This is a genomic window from Streptomyces sp. RG80 (assembly GCF_040446465.1).
Classification (GTDB): domain Bacteria; phylum Actinomycetota; class Actinomycetes; order Streptomycetales; family Streptomycetaceae; genus Streptomyces.
The window spans coordinates 65,154-81,395 of record NZ_JBEAAJ010000012.1 but is presented as its reverse complement, the minus strand read 5'-3'; the positions used below and the strand labels follow the sequence as shown (position 1 = coordinate 81,395).

Sequence of the window (16,242 nt, the reverse complement as noted above, 5' to 3'; positions counted from 1 at the left end):
CACCGGCTGATTACTCAGGGTGAGTGACGGGACTCGAACCCGCGGCATCCTGGACCACAACCAGGTGCTCTACCAGCTGAGCTACACCCACCATGACCGGTGATCTGTTTCCGTCGTTTCCGACCGGCCGAGAAAAAGTGTACAGGGTCCGAAGGGGTGCTCGCGCACGGCTTTTACGGCGCCCCTCCGGCGCTCCCTGACACGCCTACTGAGCAGGCAGGACGTACTTCGCGGCGATCGTCTTCGCGGTGTCCGAGTCGGGCCCGGGCTGCGGTACGAAGACGGCCTCGCGGTAGTAGCGCAGTTCCACGATGGACTCGCGGATGTCGGCGAGGGCGCGGTGGTTGCCGTTCTTCTCGGGGCTGTTGAAGTACGCCCGCGGGTACCAGCGCCGGGCCAGCTCCTTCACCGAGGAGACGTCCACGATCCGGTAGTGCAGGTAGTCCTCCAGCGTCGGCATGTCCCGGAGCAGGAAGCCGCGGTCCGTGCCGACCGAGTTGCCGCACAGCGGGGCCTTGCCGGGCTCCTTGACGTGCTCGCGGATATAGGAGAGGACCTGCTCCTCGGCGTCGGCCAGCGTCGTGCCGGCGGCGAGTTCGTCGAGCAGCCCGGACGCGGTGTGCATCTGACGCACCACCTCCGGCATCGTCTCCAGCGCCCGGTCCGGCGGTCGGATGACGATGTCCACTCCTTCGCCGAGTACGTTCAGCTCGGAGTCGGTGACGAGGGCGGCAACCTCGATGAGCGCGTCGTCGGACAGCGAGAGGCCGGTCATCTCGCAGTCGATCCACACCATGCGATCGTTCATGCGACCACCCTAAAGCTGACGTCGCCTTTTGGGATGCCCGGCGTCGCAGCGGGCCCCGGCTCATGACGGAACGCCGGACGGGATGAGTTCCCTCACCCCGTCCGGCGTCTCAGTGCGCCGTTACGATCCGCTCCGCTGCCCCGGCAGGCTCGCCGAGAGCTGGGCCGCCGGGCCCAGCGAGCTCGCCGCCGCCGTACGCCGGGACTGGATCGGGACCGGGCCGCTGTCCGGATGGAGGACGGGCGCCGGGCCCAGTGGTCCGCCCACTCCGTCACTGTCGGCCGGCTTGTCGCTCTGCGGACGCCGCGCCCGGTACGCCGCCCGGTACGCCGCCGGCGACGAGCCCAGCTGGCGGCGGAAGTGCCCGCGCAGCGCCACCGGCGAACGGAAGCCGCAGCGGCCCGCGACCTCGTCCACCGAGTAGTCCGACGTCTCCAGCAGCCGCTGCGCCTGGAGCACCCGCTGGGTGATCAGCCACTGCAACGGGGCGGAACCCGTCAGCGAGCGGAAGCGGCGGTCGAAGGTACGACGGCTCATGTACGCGCGCGCGGCGAGCGTCTCCACGTCGAACTGCTCGTGGAGGTGCTCCAGCGCCCAGGCGACGACCTCGGCGAGCGGGTCGGCGCCGATCTCCTCAGGTAAAGACCTGTCGAGGTAGCGCTCCTGGCCGCCCGATCGGCGCGGGGGCACGACGAGTCGGCGGGCCAGTGCCCCGGCCGCCTCGTTGCCGTGGTCCGTCCGCACGATGTGGAGACAGAGATCGATTCCGGCCGCCGTGCCGGCGGACGTGAGCACGTCGCCGTCGTCGACGAACAGTTCGCGCGGATCCACGTGCACCGACGGATAGCGCTTGGCCAGCGTCGGTGCGTACATCCAGTGTGTCGTCGCGGGACGGCCGTCCAGCAGACCCGCCGCGGCCAGCACGAAGGCGCCGGTGCACAGCCCGACGATGCGGGCGCCTTCCTCGTGCGCCCGGCGCAGCGCGTCGAGCGCGTCCTCCGGCGGCGGTGAGGTGATCGAACGCCAGGCCGGCACGACGACCGTGCCCGCCCGTGAGATCGCCTCCAGGCCATGTGGCGCGGTGAGTTCCAGGCCCCCTGTGGTCCGCAGTGGGCCTTCCTCGCCGCCGCACACCAGCAGTCGGTAGCGCGGTACGCCGGCGTCCTGGCGGTCGATCCCGAACACCGACAGCGGTATGGAACTCTCGAAGATGGGGCCGCCGCTGAACAGCAGCACCGCGACGATCTCCTTGCGGCGTCGCCCGGAAAGCTTCCGGGCCGCGGCTTCCGGCGCGGCAGTGGAGTCGTGGCTCATACTGCTAAGCCCCCCTCGGTGGTCGCGGCTCCTCGGTTGTGTCGCTCCTGCACGTTTCCCCTCGGTCCTGCACGAGTCCCCCGCCGTAAGACGTCAAGATCGAATCTACTGTGTCCAGTGGTGCCGGGGTGACCAGTTCGGCAACCGGCACATTGTCGACATGGCAACTTGGCGTGAAGCATTCGATCACGAAGCGTTGCACTCACGGGCCGTGCAGGGAAGTGCGCCTCGTCGTAGTGGCCAATCCACGTAGGGTGCGGGGGGCCCCGGGGACCCTTTCCGTGCAGGTCGAACGGGGGGAGGGGGGTGGTCCGGGCAAGGGATGCGCCATGGCCGGAAGTTGGCTGAAAAGATACGGGTCCGTGCGCGGAAACCGGTCAAGCGACCGGTGAGTTTCCTCCGGTGTGACGACCGCCTCGATGGGACCCGGTTCCGGTCCTGTGACGACGACCACGATGAGGGGCGCTCTCCTCCGCGAGCAACCGCGCCGCGCCGCGCTCCGACTGGCGCAGCAGGACCCGGCAGACGGCCGTGACAGCGGCGAGACCGAGGGCCGTCCCGGCGGCGCCGGCGAGCGAGGAGCCGTACCAGACAAGGACCACGGGGACGAGGACGCAACTGAACGCGGCCCAGCGGACCACGTCCGTGGCGGAGTCCTCGGAGGGGGGTCGGTGTCCGGACATGCGTTGCTCCCTGGGGGTGACTGCCGGGTTCAACGCGTGTTCGAGCGGTCGGTCACTGCGCGAACGGCCGGGAGAGCCGTACGGCGGCCGGAATCCTGTGCAAACCGCCTGTACAGCGCAGCAACCATTGCGTTACGGGCGCACCCTCGTGCATGCTCCCTGGAACCCCCACCGACCGTGCGCGGGATCTGGGCTAAGAAAGCGTGCCGCCGTACCCTTGGGGGTATGGGGTTGGGAAGATGATTCCCGGACACAGCTCCGCCGCACACTGTCGTCCCTCCCAAAAAGGATCGATACGCCGAGACAGCCATGGCCGGTCACGAATTCTTCGAACCCGCGGACCGCAAGCGGCCCGTCGCCGATCCCACGGCGGCCGAGCCCCTCGCGGCGGAAGAGCCACGCCATTCCTGCGACCCCGCCTTCAAGCACGGCGTAGTGGTCGGCTTCGACGGCTCCACCTCCAGTGAGCGCGCGCTCGCGTACTCCATCGGCATGGCCCATCGCTCCGGGTCGGGCCTGATCATCGTCCATGTCGCCAACCGGCTGCCCACGACCGTGTGGGCCGGTTGCGAGCCGCCGGTCTTCGTCGACGTGCCGGACCATCGCACCGAGGTGCTCGGTCTGGAGCTCGCCTGTGCCGACTATCTCGCCGAGGTGCCGTGGATCCTCGTCGAGCGTGGCGGTGACATCTGCCATGAACTCGAAGAGGTCGGGCGGGAGTACGAGGCGGACGCGATCGTCGTCGGCTCCACGCACGGCATCGTGGGCCGGATCTTCGGCTCCGTCGCGGGGCGGCTCGCCAAGCGGGCGAAGCGGCCTGTCGTTGTGATTCCGTAACTCGCCGTTCTCCCAGGTGAGATGCGAAGTGGGAACGCCCGGTCCGGCTTTCGAAATCCCTTGTGCCGCGCGTAAATCTACTCGCGCGTAGAGGTGTTTGTGCGCTTGTGAAGGGCATATATCGCTCACCGCACAACTGCACAGCATGAAGGGAGCCCGCCGTGGACAACGACGTCTCTGCGGGAGCAACCACCACGATCGTCGGCCGACTCGCTCTCGGGATCACCCTCCTGGCGTTCGGACTCGGCCACACCGACGTGATCGACGGTGTGACAGCCGCTGACGCCGTATCAATCGCCCATTACGTGGGCGGAATCGCCCTCTTCGTCGCGGGTCTGATGGCCTTCCGCGACCGTGACACCGCCAACGGCACGGCCTTCGCGGCGCTTGGCGCGCTGTGGTTCACCTGGGCCGTCTCGGATGCCGGATCCGCCAACGCGGCCGGGCTGTTCCTGGTGCTCTTCGCCCTCGTGGTGCTGACTCTGACCCTCGCGGGCGGGGATCAACTCGGGCAGGGCTCCTACGGGTTGTTCTTCGTGGCGCTGGTGCTGATGGCCATCGCCGCGTTCGCCGACAACGACGGTCTCGCCAAGGTCGGCGGCTGGTTCGCCGTCGCGGCCGGTGCGGTCGCCTGGTATGCGGCGACTGCGGCGATGGCTCACTGGCCGACGGTGCTTCCGAGGCGGGCTGCGGGTCGGGGCGTGACGGCAACCGGCTAAGTGGCAGCCGATGCCGGGGACTTGGGCGGCCCCGGCAATGAAAACGGACCCCCACGTGCAGGTGGCACACGTGGGGGTCCGTTCTGTTGTCTGGCCTGTGCAGGAGCGTTGTGGTTGCTCGCGCAGTTCCCCGCGCCCCTGAAGGGGCGCGTCTACTCCACCGTTACCGACTTTGCCAGGTTGCGGGGCTTGTCGATGTCCCTGCCCAGGGCCAAAGCCGTGTGGTAGGCGAGGAGTTGGAGGGGGATGCCCATGAGGATGGGGTCGAGTTCGTCCTCGTTCTTCGGGACGACGATCGTGTGGTCGGCCTTCTCCTGGTCCTGGTGGGCTACCGCGAGGATCTTGCCGCTGCGGGCCTTGATCTCCTCCATGGCGGCGCGGTTCTTCTCCAGGAGGTCGTCGTCGGGGACGATCGCGACCGTGGGGAGGGCGGGCTCGATCAGGGCCAGCGGGCCGTGCTTGAGCTCGGAGGCGGGGTAGGCCTCGGCGTGGATGTACGAGACCTCCTTGAGCTTCAGGGAGGCCTCACGGGCCACCGGGTAGCCCCGGACGCGGCCGATGAAGAGCATCGAGCGGGCGTCGGCGTAGGCCTCGGCCAGCTTCTTGATGTCCTCCTCGGCCTCCAGGATCTCGGTGATCTGCGCGGGCAGCTTGCGCAGGCCCTCGATGATCCGCTTGCCGTCGCGGACCGAGAGGTCGCGGGTGCGGCCCAGGTGCAGGGCGAGCAGCGCGAAGGCGACCGTGGTGTTCGTGAAGCACTTGGTCGACACCACGCAGACCTCGGGGCCGGCGTGCACGTAGATGCCGGCGTCCGCCTCGCGGGCGATCGCCGAGCCGACCACGTTCACGATGCCGAAGACCCGCGCGCCCTTGCGCTTCAGCTCCTGGACGGCCGCGAGGACGTCGTAGGTCTCGCCCGACTGGGAGACCGCCACGTAGAGGGTCTCGGGGTCGACGACCGCGTTGCGGTAGCGGAACTCGGAGGCCGGCTCGGCGTCCGCGGGGATGCGGGCGAGCTCCTCGATCATCTGGGCGCCGATCATGCCCGCGTGGTACGAGGTGCCGCAGCCGAGGATCTTCACGCGGCGGATCTGGCGGGCCTCGCGGGCGTCCAGGTTGAGGCCGCCGAGGTGCACGGTGGAGAAGCGGTCGTCGATGCGGCCGCGCAGCACGCGGTCCACGGCGTCGGCCTGCTCGTGGATCTCCTTGTGCATGTACGTGTCGTGGCCGCCCATGTCGTAGGAGGCGGCCTCCCACTCGACGGTGGTGGGCTCCGACGTCGTACGGGTGCCCTCCGTCGTGTAGGTGCGGAAGTCGTCGGCCTTGAGGGTGGCCATCTCGCCGTCGTCGAGAGTCACTATCTGCCGCGTGTGGGTGACCAGCGCGGCGATGTCCGAGGCGACGAACATCTCCTTCTCGCCGATGCCGAGGACGACCGGGGAGCCGTTGCGGGCGACGACGATGCGGTCGTTGAAGTCGGCGTGCATCACGGCGATGCCGTAGGTGCCCTCGATGACCCGGAGGGTCTCGCGGACCTTGTCCTCGAGCTTCTCCGCCTGGGAGCGGGCGATGAGGTGGACGAGGACCTCGGTGTCGGTCTCGGAGAGGAACTCGACGCCGTCCGCCTCCAGCTTGCGGCGCAGGTCGGAGGCGTTGTCGATGATGCCGTTGTGGACGACGGCGACCTTGAGGTCGGCCGACATGTGCGGGTGGGCGTTGACGTCGGAGGGGGCGCCGTGGGTGGCCCAGCGGGTGTGGGCGATACCGGTGGTGCCCTTGAAGCGCGCCGGGACCTTGGCCTCCAGGTCACGGACCCGGCCCTTGGCCTTGACCATCTTCAGGCCGGCCGTCTTCGGGGACGTGACGACGATGCCCGCCGAGTCGTAGCCGCGGTACTCCAGGCGCTGGAGGCCCTCCAGGAGGAGGGGGGCCACATCGCGCTTCCCGATGTATCCGACGATTCCACACATATACAGATATTCCTCAGCCGTAGACGATGCGGCGCAGCTGCCTGAGCGTAAGCTCCGGCGGCGCGACCGCCCGGTATTTGAGGTCCGCCTCGATCCGTTCGAAGATCTGCGCGTTGACCAGGCCCTGGGCCTGGAGCTCGCGGTGGCGGCGACGGACGTAGTCCTCGGTCGTCTCGTCGAAGTAGGCGAGCACGTCCTGGATCACCCGCAGCGCCTCGCCCCGGTTGAGAGAGGAGGAGCGCGTCAGATGATCAACGAGTTCGTCGTGCACCCGGTAGATCCTGAGGTATCAGCGAGACGTTCGCAAGAATCCTGCCCGATTTCGGGCAGGGTTCTGTAGGGAATCCTTGAGCGAACATTGAATCTCTCATGAGTGGCTGTTCGCGCGCTGTCCATCCCGCGTCCTGCGCTTCGTCGCCTGAGGAGACGAGTTTCAGACGCCATGGACATTCCTCGCATGGGCGTACCCGAGCAGCTCGCCGACCGCATGAGCATGGCCGAGCAGCACGAGTACCTGCGCGCCAGATTCTCCCGGCGCACGATGATCAGGGGCGGCGCGGTCACTCTGGGCGCCGTCACCGGCGGTGCCTTCGTCCCCGGCGCCACCGCACAGGCCACCCCGATGGCCACCCCGCGCACCGAGCACGTCGACGGCGCGCTCGTCGCCCCCTTCGGCCGCCACCTCGCCTACGGCAACGACGCGCGCACCGAGATGACCGTCTCGTGGCAGGTGCCCGTCGCCGTCAAGAAGCCCTTCGTCCGCGTCGGCGCCCACCCCTGGGACCTCTCCCGCAAGATCGAGGCCGAGGTCCGCACCCTCTACACCCCGACCGGCGTCGGAGCCAGCGCCGACCACACGCAGTACTACGTGCACGCCAAGCTGACCCACCTCAAGCCCGGCAAGACGTACTACTACGGCGTCGGCCACCAGGGCTTCGACCCCGCCGCCCCGCACCTCGCCGGCACCCTGGGCACCTTCACCACCGCCCCCGCGCACAAGAAGCCGTTCACCTTCACGGCCTTTGGCGACCAGGGCGTCAGCTACCACGGCCTCGCCAACGACAGCCTGCTCCTCGGCCAGAACCCGGCCTTCCACCTGCACGCCGGCGACATCGCGTACGCCGACCCGGCGGGGCAGGGCAAGAGCGCCGACACCGGCTTCGACTCGCGGGTGTGGGACCAGTTCCTCGCCCAGACCGAGTCGGTCGCCAAGTCCGTGCCGTGGATGGTGAGTTACGGCAACCACGACATGGAAGCCTGGTACTCGCCCAACGGCTACGGCGGCGAGGAGGCCCGCTTCACCCTCCCCGACAACGGGCCCGACAAGAAGAACCTGCCGGGCGTCTACTCCTTCGTCCACGGCAACACGGCGATCATCTCGCTCGACCCGAACGACGTGTCGTACGAGATCCCCGCCAACCTCGGTATCTCCGGCGGCACCCAGACCACGTGGTTCGAGGGGCAGCTGAAGAAGTACCGGGCGGCCAAGGACATCGACTTCGTCATCGTGTTCTTCCACCACTGCGCCTACTGCACCTCCACCGCGCACGCCTCGGAAGGCGGGGTGCGCAAGGAGTGGGTGCCGCTGTTCGAGAAGTACACGGTGGACCTGGTCATCAACGGCCACAACCACCAGTACGAGCGCACCGACGTCATCAAGGGCGACAAGGTCGCCAAGAAGCTGCCGATCGGGGAGACCGCCTACTCCGAGACCGAGGGCGTCGTCTACGTGACGGCCGGTGCGGCGGGGCGCAGCCTCTACGCGTTCACCGCGCCGGACTCCTACGAGGGGCACCTCAACGAGGTCGAGTCCGTCGCGTCCTTCATCAACACCAAGGACGGCAAGGTCAACGAGACCGTCGCCTGGTCCCGGGTGCGCTACCTCAACTACTCGTTCCTGCGGGTGGACGTGGAACCGGCGCCGCGCGGGCACTACGCCAAGCTCAAGGTGTCGGGCATCGCCGAGACCGGTGACCGCATCGACCACTTCACGGTGGCGCGCAAGGCCAAGTAGCCCTCCCGCGAGGGCTGTCACATCCGCTTGAGGACCGCCTGTTTGGCCAGGGTGAACTCCTCGTCCGTCAGCACCCCGGTGCGGCGCAGCTCGCCGAGCTCGCGCAGACGGCGCAGGAGGGCGTCATGGTCGTCCTCGGCGGACGGGACCGGAGCAGAGGGCAGTTCCGGTCGTACTTCCGGGGTCTTCGCCACGTCGGTGGCGGCCGCCCGGGCCGGGTGCGGAAGCCTGGCCTGGACGGCCGCCGCGACAAGGGCCATCAGCGGGTCCTTCTTGAAGCCCCACAGCTCCACCGAGTTGGGGTCGTACTTCGGCGGCGCCTTGGTGGGCGCGTTCCGTACGGTGAAGCGGAGGCAGCCGTTCTCCAGACCGACCGCCGGGACCCACTCCACGGCGGCGAGGTCGGTGACGGCGAGGGTGCGGATGCCCGCGGCCGCCTTGGCGTCCTCGGTCTTCCAGTTCCACTCCAACCGGACGCGCTCCCCGTCGAAGCTCGCCGTGCCGTCCCCGGCTGAGACGGCCAGCGGCACCGCCGGGCCCGGCAGCAGATACTCGGCGACCGGCGCGGCCGGCACCTGGTCGAGGGTCAGGGCGTCGCGGACCTCGTCCACGAAGTACTCGGCGACGCCGTAACGGTCGGACTCCACGACGAGCTGGTACGGGTCGTTGGGCTCGGTCAGCCGGCCGCCGGTGGCGTGCAGCAGCGGGTCGGCGCCGTCCCGCAGCCGTAACCTGAGCCGCCCCGCCTTGCGGCCCTGTTCGAACGAGACCCCCGCCAACGCGCCCAGCGGGACGACCAGTTCACCCAAGGTCTTGCGGAACAGGCTCACGTTCTTGTCGCGTCCCGGGGTCAGCCGCAGGGCGTCGCCGTCGAAAGCCCAGGTGCCGTCCTTCTGGATGATTTCCGCCATGGGTAAATTCTGGCATTCCAGGCCAGGGGGGTGGACTCCGCTCGACGACCCCCGCACAGTGGTCTCTACCAATTCAGGGCTGAAGGGAGACACCGGTGAGGCCGCGCCACAGATCGACTCCCCGTATGACCCGGCTGCTCGGCTCGCTGCTGCTGGTCGCGGCCGCGGGCTCCTTCACCGTCGGGGCCGCACCCGAGGCGTCCGGCGGCGAGGCGAGACCGCTCGAAGAGGTGGTCCCGGCGCCCGCGTCGGTCGCGCCTAGCGGATCGCCGTACCGCATCACCCGCGACACCCGCATCCGCGTCGACGGCTCCCGGGAGGCGCGCCGGATCGGGGAGTACGTCGCGGGCGTCCTGCGCCCCTCGACCGGGTACCCGCTGCCGGTCACCTCCAGCGGTCGTGGGGGTATCCAACTACGGCTCTCCAAGGGGCCGTTCGGCGCCGAGGGCTACCGTCTCGACAGTGGCGCCAAGGGCGTCACCATCACCGCCGCCAAACCCGCCGGCCTCTTCCACGGCGTCCAGACACTGCGCCAGCTCCTGCCGGCCGCCGTCGAGAAGAACTCGGTGCAGCCGGGACCGTGGCTGGTCGCGGGCGGCACGATCACGGACTCCCCGCGCTACGAATGGCGCGGCGCCATGCTCGACGTCTCCCGGCACTTCTTCACCGTCGACCAGGTCAAGCGGTACGTCGACCAACTCGCCCTGTACAAGGTCAACAAGCTGCATCTGCATCTGAGCGACGACCAGGGCTGGCGGATCGCCGTCGACTCCTGGCCGCGGCTCGCGACGTATGGCGGCTCCACGCAGGTCGGGGGTGGGCCCGGCGGTTACTACACCAAGGCCGACTACAAGGAGATCGTGCGGTACGCGGCCTCGCGGTATCTGGAGGTCGTGCCCGAGATCGACATGCCGGGGCACACCAACGCGGCGCTCGCGTCCTACGCCGAGCTCAACTGCGACGGTGTGGCGCCGCCGTTGTACACCGGCACCGAGGTCGGCTTCAGCTCGCTGTGCGTCGGCAAGGACGTCACGTACAACTTCGTGGACGACGTGGTGCGGGAGCTCGCCGCGATCACGCCGGGGCGGTATCTGCACATCGGCGGGGACGAGGCGCACTCCACGAGCCATGAGGACTACGTCAAGTTCATGGATCGGGTGCAGCCGGTCGTCGCCAAGTACGGGAAGACCGTGGTCGGTTGGCATCAGCTGACCGGGGCGACGCCGGCGAAGGGGGCGTTGGCGCAGTACTGGGGGCTGGACGACACCGGGGCTGAGGAGAAGGAGCGGGTGGCTGCGGCGGCGCGGGCCGGGACCGGGCTGATTCTGTCGCCGGCCGACCGGATCTATCTCGACATGAAGTACACCGCCGACACTCCGCTGGGGCTGGACTGGGCGGGGCTGGTCGAGGTGAAGCGGGCGTACGACTGGGATCCGGGTGACTATCTTCCCGGGGTGCCGGGTTCGGCGGTCCGGGGGGTCGAGGCGCCGTTGTGGACCGAGACGATCACCAAGTCCGACGACGTCGAGTACATGGCGTTTCCGAGGCTTGCGGGGGCGGCGGAGTTGGGGTGGTCGGCGGCTTCCACGCATGACTGGGAGCGGTACAAGGTGCGGCTTGCTGCGCAGGCTCCGCGGTGGGAGGCGCTCGGCATCGACTTCTATCGGTCGCCGCAGGTTCCTTGGTGACATTTTGGCTGCGGGCTCGGTGGGGGCTGGTCGCGCAGTTCCCCGCGCCCCTAGGTGGGTCGCGGCTCAGGTGGCTTAAAAGCTGACGGGCGCCCGGGGGACCGGACCCCGGGCGCCCGTCTGTCTTTGTGTCAGAACCCCGCGATCGGGTTCTTCAGGTTGCCCACCAGCTGAAGTGCGCCTGCCGGGTCCGAGAGGTCCACCATCTGCTTGTTGTTGCGGAGTTGGAGGCGGTTGAGGCAGGAGAGGGCGAACTCGGGGGCGAACATGTCGTACTGGCGGAACTTGTCGGCGAGTTCGGGTACCGAGGACTGGTACTCGCGGGTGATGTCCGCGACCGTGCCCCAGAAGTCGTCCTCCTCCAGGATTCCCTCGGCGGCGAGGTTCGCGGCGAGGAAGCGGAAGAAGCAGTCGAAGACGTCCGTGAAGATGGAGAGGAGCTTCTTCTCCTCGGGGACGTCCACGCGCAGGCGCTCGACCGTCGGCGGCAGTACCGCGTCGACGTCCATGACCGCGATCTCCTCGGCGATGTCCTTGTAGATCGCGCGCTCGACGGCGCCGTCCTTCAGGACGAGGATGACGTTCTCGCCGTGCGGCATGTAGACCAGGTCGTAGGCGTAGAAGCTGTGGAGGAGCGGGGTGAAGTACGCCGTGAGGTAGCGGCGCAGCCACTCCTTGGGGGTCAGGCCCGACTGCTCGATCAGGGCCCCGGCGAAGGACTTCCCCTCGTGGTCGACGTGGACCAGGGAGGCCATCGTCGCCAGGGACTCGCCGTCCTGGAGGGAGGCCACCGGGCTCTCCCGCCACAGCGCGGCCAGCATCTTGCGGTACGGCGAGTAGCGGTCGGTCGCGGCCTCGTACTCCAGGTGGCGGTAGCCGACGGCGGCGCGCTCGCGGATGATCGACAGGCCCGTCGACTTCAACACGGGGTCGTTGTCGATGAGTTGGGCGAGCCAGTCGTTGATGGCCGGGGTCGCCTCCATGTACGCCGCCGAAAGGCCGCGCATGAAGCCCATGTTGATGACGGACAGGGCCGTCTTCACGTAGTGCTTCTCGGGGTTGGACCGGTTGAAGAACGTCCGGATGGACTGCTGGGCCAGGTACTCGTCGTCGCCCTCGCCCAGGCAGACCAGCAGGCCGCGGGCGACCTCGGCGGCGAAGGTGACGGAGAGCTTGTTCCACCACTGCCAGGGGTGGACCGGGATGAGGAGGAAGTCGGCCGGGTCGTGGCCGAGTTCGGTGAGGCGGTCGTTGAAGCGCTCGACGGTCTCCGCGCCCAACTCGTCCCGTACGAAGGTCTCGTACTCGATGCCGACGCCCGCCGTGAAGGCCGCCCGGTCGCGGTGCGCGGCGAGCCAGACCAGGCGGATCGGGCTCGCGGTCTCGGGGGCGTACGACAGGTACTCGTGGATGCCGAAGCCGAGCCGGCCGTTGTTGGCGACGAAGCAGGGGTGGCCCTCGGTCATGCCGGTCTCGATGGCCTGGAAGCCGCTCTTCGTGAGCTCGGCGACCGGGATCTGCGGCTTGGTGAGCTTGTAGCAGGTGCCGGAGAGGGTGGAGGAGATCTCCTCCAGGTAGACCGGCAGGATCTCGTCGCTCAGACCGAGCGCCTGCTTCAGCTCGATGAAGAAGTCCAGCGCGGCGAGGGGGAGGTCGACGCCGTCCCGATGACGGGATATCGAGTCGGCGTCGACCTGCCAGTGGTCGAGGGCGCGGCGGACGGCGGTGAACCGGTACCGGGTCAGACCGTCGTCGCTGCGGACCTCGAAGCGGCCGTCGGCGGTGGCCTCCGGCGTGATGAGCCGCTCGTGGGCGAACTCGGCGAGTGCCTTGCGGACGAGGAGGCGGTTGGCCTGCTCCCAGCGCTCGGGGGAGAGGTGGGCGACGGCGTCGGCGAGACTCATGCCGCCACCCCCGTCGCCGTCACGAACTGTTCCCGGGTGCAGAAGCTCAGCAGCGCCATTTTCTCCGGCTTGCGGATCTCGCGCTCGGGCACGAACCCGACGGCCTCGTTCAGGGCGTGGACGGCCTTGTTGGAGACGTCCGGCTCGACCACGACACGGACGGTCGCCGGGTCCTCGAAGAGGTGGGCCATCACGGCGGTGATGACGGACCGGGTGAACCCGTGCACGGGGGTTTCGGTCGCCGGGGTGAGGAAGTGCATGCCGACATCGCCGGGCTGCGGGTCGTACAGGCCGACCAGCTCGCGGTGGGCGGGGTCGTACTTCTCCATCAGGAAGACGGGGACGCCGTACTCGTCGAGACCGAGCAGCGCGTGGTGGTGCTCGTCGGCGGCTATCTCCATGTACGCCCGCTCGACGTCCTCCAGTTTCGCGTCCTGCATCATCCAGAACGCGGCCTTGGGATGGGTGACCCAGGTGTGCAGGAGCTCTGCGTCCTTGAGGGGGTCGAGAGGGCGGAAGGTGTAGGTGGCCACCTGTGGGGCGGTGGTGCTCATACGGAGAACTCCTGGAACGCGATCGTCTTCTCGACGGGGTAGTACTCGCTGCCGAGCAGCTCGCGGATGATGTAGGCGTTGCGGTACGCGCCCATGCCCAGGTCGGGCGAGGTGATGCTGTGGGTGTGGACGCCGGCGTTCTGGAGGAAGACGCCGCGGCCGGTGGTGTCGATCGAGTAGTTGCGGGCGACGTCGAAGTTGCCGTGCGTGTCACGGACCAGGCGGTCCTGGATCGGCGCGAGGAACTCCGGCTCGGCGTACTTGTAACCGGTGGCGAGGACCAGACCCTGGGTCTCGAGGTCGTAGTCCTTCTCCTGCTCCTCCTGGCGGAAGGAGAGGGTGTACGTGCCGTTCTCGTACCGCGCGGCGTTCAGCGAGGAGTTGGTGAGCAGCCGTGTGGGGACGGGCCCGCCGAGGTTCTTCTGGTAGAGCAGGTCGAAGATCTCGTTGACGAGATCGCCGTCGATGCCCTTGAACAGGCCCTTCTGCTCGGCCGTGAGCCGGTAGCGGGTGGCCTCGGGCAGCTCGCGGTAGTAGTCGATGTACTCCGGGGAGGTCATCTCCAGCGTGAGCTTGGTGTATTCGAGCGGGAAGAAGCGCGGGGAGCGCGTCACCCAGTTCAGCCGGTAGCCGTATACGTCGATCTCGGCGAGGAGGTCGTAGTAGATCTCGGCGGCGGACTGGCCGGAGCCGACGATCGTGATCGAGTCCTTCTTCTGGAGCTCCGCCTTGTTCTGCACATAGCGGGAGTTGTGGAAGAAGTCGCCGCCGAGGCCGCGGACGGCCTCCGGGTGGTGCGGGGAGGTGCCGGTGCCGAGGACGAGGTGGCGGGCGCGGAAGGTCTCACCCGCGGTCGTCGTCACGACGTAGAGACCGTCCTCGTACGTGACCTCCGCGACCGTCGTGCTGAAGCGCACGCTGCTCAGCTTGTTCGCGGCCCAGCGGCAGTAGTCGTCGTACTCCACCCGCAGCGGATAGAAGTTCTCGCGGATGTAGAACGAGTACAGCCGGCCTTTCTCCTTCAGGTAGTTCAGGAAGGAGTACGGCGAGGTCGGGTCGGCGAGGGTGACCAGGTCCGACATGAACGGCGTCTGCAGGTGGGCGCCTTCGAGGAACATGCCCGCGTGCCACTCGAAGTCGGGCTTCGACTCCAGGAAGACACCGTCGAGTTCGTCGATGGGCTCGGTCAGACAGGCGAGGCCGAGGTTGAACGGGCCGAGCCCGATCCCCACGAAGTCATGGGTTCTGGTCGGGTGTTCAGGACGCGCGGTCAAGGGACTCTCCCAGGTACTGCTCGGCGTGGCCGGCGATCAGGTCGAGGACGGCGGCGATGTCGTCGGTCGTCGTCTCGGGGTTGAGCAGGGTGAACTTCAGGTAGTGGCGGCCCTGGACCTTGGTGCCCGCGACCACCGCGGCGCCTGAGGCGAACAGGGCCTTGCGGGCATACAGGTTGGCGCGGTCGATCTCGGCCGGGTCGGTCACGGCAGCGGGGATGTAGCGGAAGACGAGGGTGGAGAGCGTGGGCTCGACCACGACGTCGTAGCGCGGGTCGGCGGCGAGGATCTTCCAGCCCTCCACCGCGAGGTCGCACACCTCGTCGAAGAGCTGCCCGATGCCGTCGGCGCCCATCACCCGCAGGGTCATCCACAGCTTGAGGGCGTCGAAGCGGCGGGTGGTCTGGAGGGACTTGTCGACCTGGTTGGGGATGCGCTCGGTGACCATCCGGCGGGGGTTCAGGTACTCCGCGTGGTAGGTCGCGTGGCGCAGGGTGGCCGCGTCCCGGACCAGCACGGCGGAGGAACTCACCGGCTGGAAGAAGGACTTGTGGTAGTCGACGGTGACCGAGTCGGCGCGCTCGATGCCGTCGATCCGGTCGCGGTACTTCACCGAGGCGAGCAGTCCGCAGCCGTAGGCGGCGTCGACGTGCATCCAGACGCCGTACTGCTCGCACAGCTCGGCGATCTCGGGCAGCGGGTCGATGGAGCCGAAGTCGGTGGTGCCGGAGGTGGCGACGACGGCCATGGGGACGAGGCCGTCGGCCTTGCAGCGCTCCAGCTCGTGGGCGAGCGCGACGGTCTGCATCCGCTTGTTGTGGTCGACGGGGATGGAGACCACGGCGTCGTGGTCGAGGCCCAGTAGTTTCGCGGACTTCTTCACGCTGAAGTGGCTGACCTCGGAGGCGAAGATGCGCAGTTTGCCGAGGGAGTCGGTCTTGGCCTCCTCGCGGGCGAGGAGCAGGGCCTGGAGGTTGGACTGGGAGCCGCCGGAGGTGAACACGCCGTCGGCGTTGGGGCCGAGCCCGGCCCGTGCGGTCGTCCAGTCGATCAGCTTGCGCTCGATGAGGGTGCCGCCGGCCGACTGGTCCCAGGTGTCCAGGGAGGAGTTGACCGCGGAGAGGATCGCCTCGCCGAGCACGGCCGGTATGACGACCGGGCAGTTGAGGTGGGCGAGGTAGCGCGGGTGGTGGAAGTAGACCGCGTCCCGGAGGTAGACGTCCTCCAGCTCGTCGAGGACCGCGGCGGTGTCGTGCAGCGGCTTGTCCAGGTCGATCGCGTCGATGACCGGGGCGAGGGCGTCGACGGTGACACCGGTGAACGGACGGTCGGTGGCGGCGAGTTTGGCTGCCACCCGCTCGATACCTTCGGTCACGGAGCTGCGGTACCGCTCCGCGGTCGTGTCATTGAGCAGGTGCGAGCGCATGGCGGGGGTCCTCCGGGGGGAGCAGTCCGTGCGGGTCGGACGGGGGTGGGGACGCGATCTTCGGATCTCGCTTCGCGTTACTTAGGTAAGCCTAACCTAACTAACTCTGATCAAGCGCAGCACCATGCGTGACTGTGATC

At 68.4% G+C, this 16,242-nt stretch carries 14 protein-coding genes and 1 tRNA gene; 4 read left to right on the top strand and 11 right to left on the bottom strand.

The window, feature by feature from the left end:
* Positions 1-18 precede the first annotated feature (18 nt).
* The 4 genes from ABKA17_RS36745 to ABKA17_RS36730 form a co-directional block, all read right to left on the bottom strand.
* Positions 19-91, bottom strand: a tRNA-His gene (locus ABKA17_RS36745).
* 114 nt (positions 92-205) lie between these two features.
* Positions 206-808 (bottom strand): oligoribonuclease, encoded by a 603-nt coding sequence (gene orn, locus ABKA17_RS36740; RefSeq protein WP_353696707.1) that lies wholly within the window; start codon positions 806-808, stop codon positions 206-208.
* 120 nt (positions 809-928) lie between these two features.
* Positions 929-2,122: a helix-turn-helix domain-containing protein gene (locus ABKA17_RS36735; RefSeq protein WP_353696706.1), complete on the bottom strand. Its 1,194-nt coding sequence runs from the start codon at positions 2,120-2,122 to the stop codon at positions 929-931.
* Positions 2,123-2,499: 377 nt separating this feature from the next.
* A complete protein-coding gene (locus ABKA17_RS36730) occupies positions 2,500-2,805 on the bottom strand; it encodes a hypothetical protein (RefSeq protein ID WP_353696705.1) in 306 nt (101 codons plus the stop codon).
* Positions 2,806-3,114: 309 nt separating this feature from the next.
* On the opposite strand from ABKA17_RS36730, the gene ABKA17_RS36725 reads away from it, so the two are divergent.
* The gene (locus ABKA17_RS36725; RefSeq protein ID WP_093908257.1) at positions 3,115-3,642 is read left to right on the top strand and encodes a universal stress protein; all 528 of its coding nucleotides are present in this window, start codon (positions 3,115-3,117) and stop codon (positions 3,640-3,642) included.
* 161 nt (positions 3,643-3,803) lie between these two features.
* A complete protein-coding gene (locus tag ABKA17_RS36720; protein ID WP_353696704.1) occupies positions 3,804-4,361 on the top strand; it encodes a GPR1/FUN34/YaaH family transporter in 558 nt (185 codons plus the stop codon).
* 152 nt (positions 4,362-4,513) lie between these two features.
* Here ABKA17_RS36720 and glmS read toward each other — a convergent pair whose 3' ends face one another.
* Positions 4,514-6,331, bottom strand: a complete 1,818-nt coding sequence (gene glmS / locus ABKA17_RS36715; protein WP_353696703.1) for a glutamine--fructose-6-phosphate transaminase (isomerizing) — start codon at positions 6,329-6,331, stop codon at positions 4,514-4,516.
* A gap of 13 nt (positions 6,332-6,344) precedes the next feature.
* On the bottom strand, positions 6,345-6,602 hold the full coding sequence (locus ABKA17_RS36710; RefSeq protein WP_353696702.1) for a hypothetical protein: 258 nt from the start codon (positions 6,600-6,602) through the stop codon (positions 6,345-6,347).
* A 186-nt stretch (positions 6,603-6,788) separates the two neighbouring features.
* Between ABKA17_RS36710 and ABKA17_RS36705 the strand changes: the two genes are divergently transcribed.
* Positions 6,789-8,345 (top strand): purple acid phosphatase family protein, encoded by a 1,557-nt coding sequence (locus ABKA17_RS36705; protein WP_353696701.1) that lies wholly within the window; start codon positions 6,789-6,791, stop codon positions 8,343-8,345.
* Between the two features lie 17 nt (positions 8,346-8,362).
* Here ABKA17_RS36705 and ABKA17_RS36700 read toward each other — a convergent pair whose 3' ends face one another.
* Positions 8,363-9,256: a DUF4429 domain-containing protein gene (locus ABKA17_RS36700; RefSeq protein WP_353696700.1), complete on the bottom strand. Its 894-nt coding sequence runs from the start codon at positions 9,254-9,256 to the stop codon at positions 8,363-8,365.
* 125 nt (positions 9,257-9,381) lie between these two features.
* Here ABKA17_RS36700 and ABKA17_RS36695 point away from each other — a divergent pair, with 125 nt between their 5' ends.
* Positions 9,382-10,944: a beta-N-acetylhexosaminidase gene (locus tag ABKA17_RS36695; protein WP_353696699.1), complete on the top strand. Its 1,563-nt coding sequence runs from the start codon at positions 9,382-9,384 to the stop codon at positions 10,942-10,944.
* Positions 10,945-11,075: 131 nt separating this feature from the next.
* Here ABKA17_RS36695 and ABKA17_RS36690 read toward each other — a convergent pair whose 3' ends face one another.
* The 4 genes from ABKA17_RS36690 to desA are packed head-to-tail and all read right to left on the bottom strand — an operon-like array spanning position 11,076 to position 16,102.
* Positions 11,076-12,848 carry an IucA/IucC family protein gene (locus ABKA17_RS36690; protein WP_353696698.1) on the bottom strand — a complete coding sequence of 591 codons (1,773 nt, stop codon included), beginning with the start codon at positions 12,846-12,848 and terminating at the stop codon, positions 11,076-11,078.
* Positions 12,845-13,402 carry a GNAT family N-acetyltransferase gene (locus ABKA17_RS36685; protein WP_353696697.1) on the bottom strand — a complete coding sequence of 186 codons (558 nt, stop codon included), beginning with the start codon at positions 13,400-13,402 and terminating at the stop codon, positions 12,845-12,847. The genes ABKA17_RS36690 and ABKA17_RS36685 overlap by 4 nt, the downstream gene beginning before the upstream one ends.
* Positions 13,399-14,676, bottom strand: a complete 1,278-nt coding sequence (locus ABKA17_RS36680; protein ID WP_353696696.1) for a lysine N(6)-hydroxylase/L-ornithine N(5)-oxygenase family protein — start codon at positions 14,674-14,676, stop codon at positions 13,399-13,401. Before ABKA17_RS36680 ends, ABKA17_RS36685 begins: the two co-directional genes overlap by 4 nt.
* Complete coding sequence (gene desA, locus ABKA17_RS36675) at positions 14,660-16,102, bottom strand: lysine decarboxylase DesA (protein WP_353696695.1); 1,443 nt, start codon at positions 16,100-16,102, stop codon at positions 14,660-14,662. The genes ABKA17_RS36680 and desA overlap by 17 nt, the downstream gene beginning before the upstream one ends.
* Between the last annotated feature and the right edge of the window lie 140 nt (positions 16,103-16,242).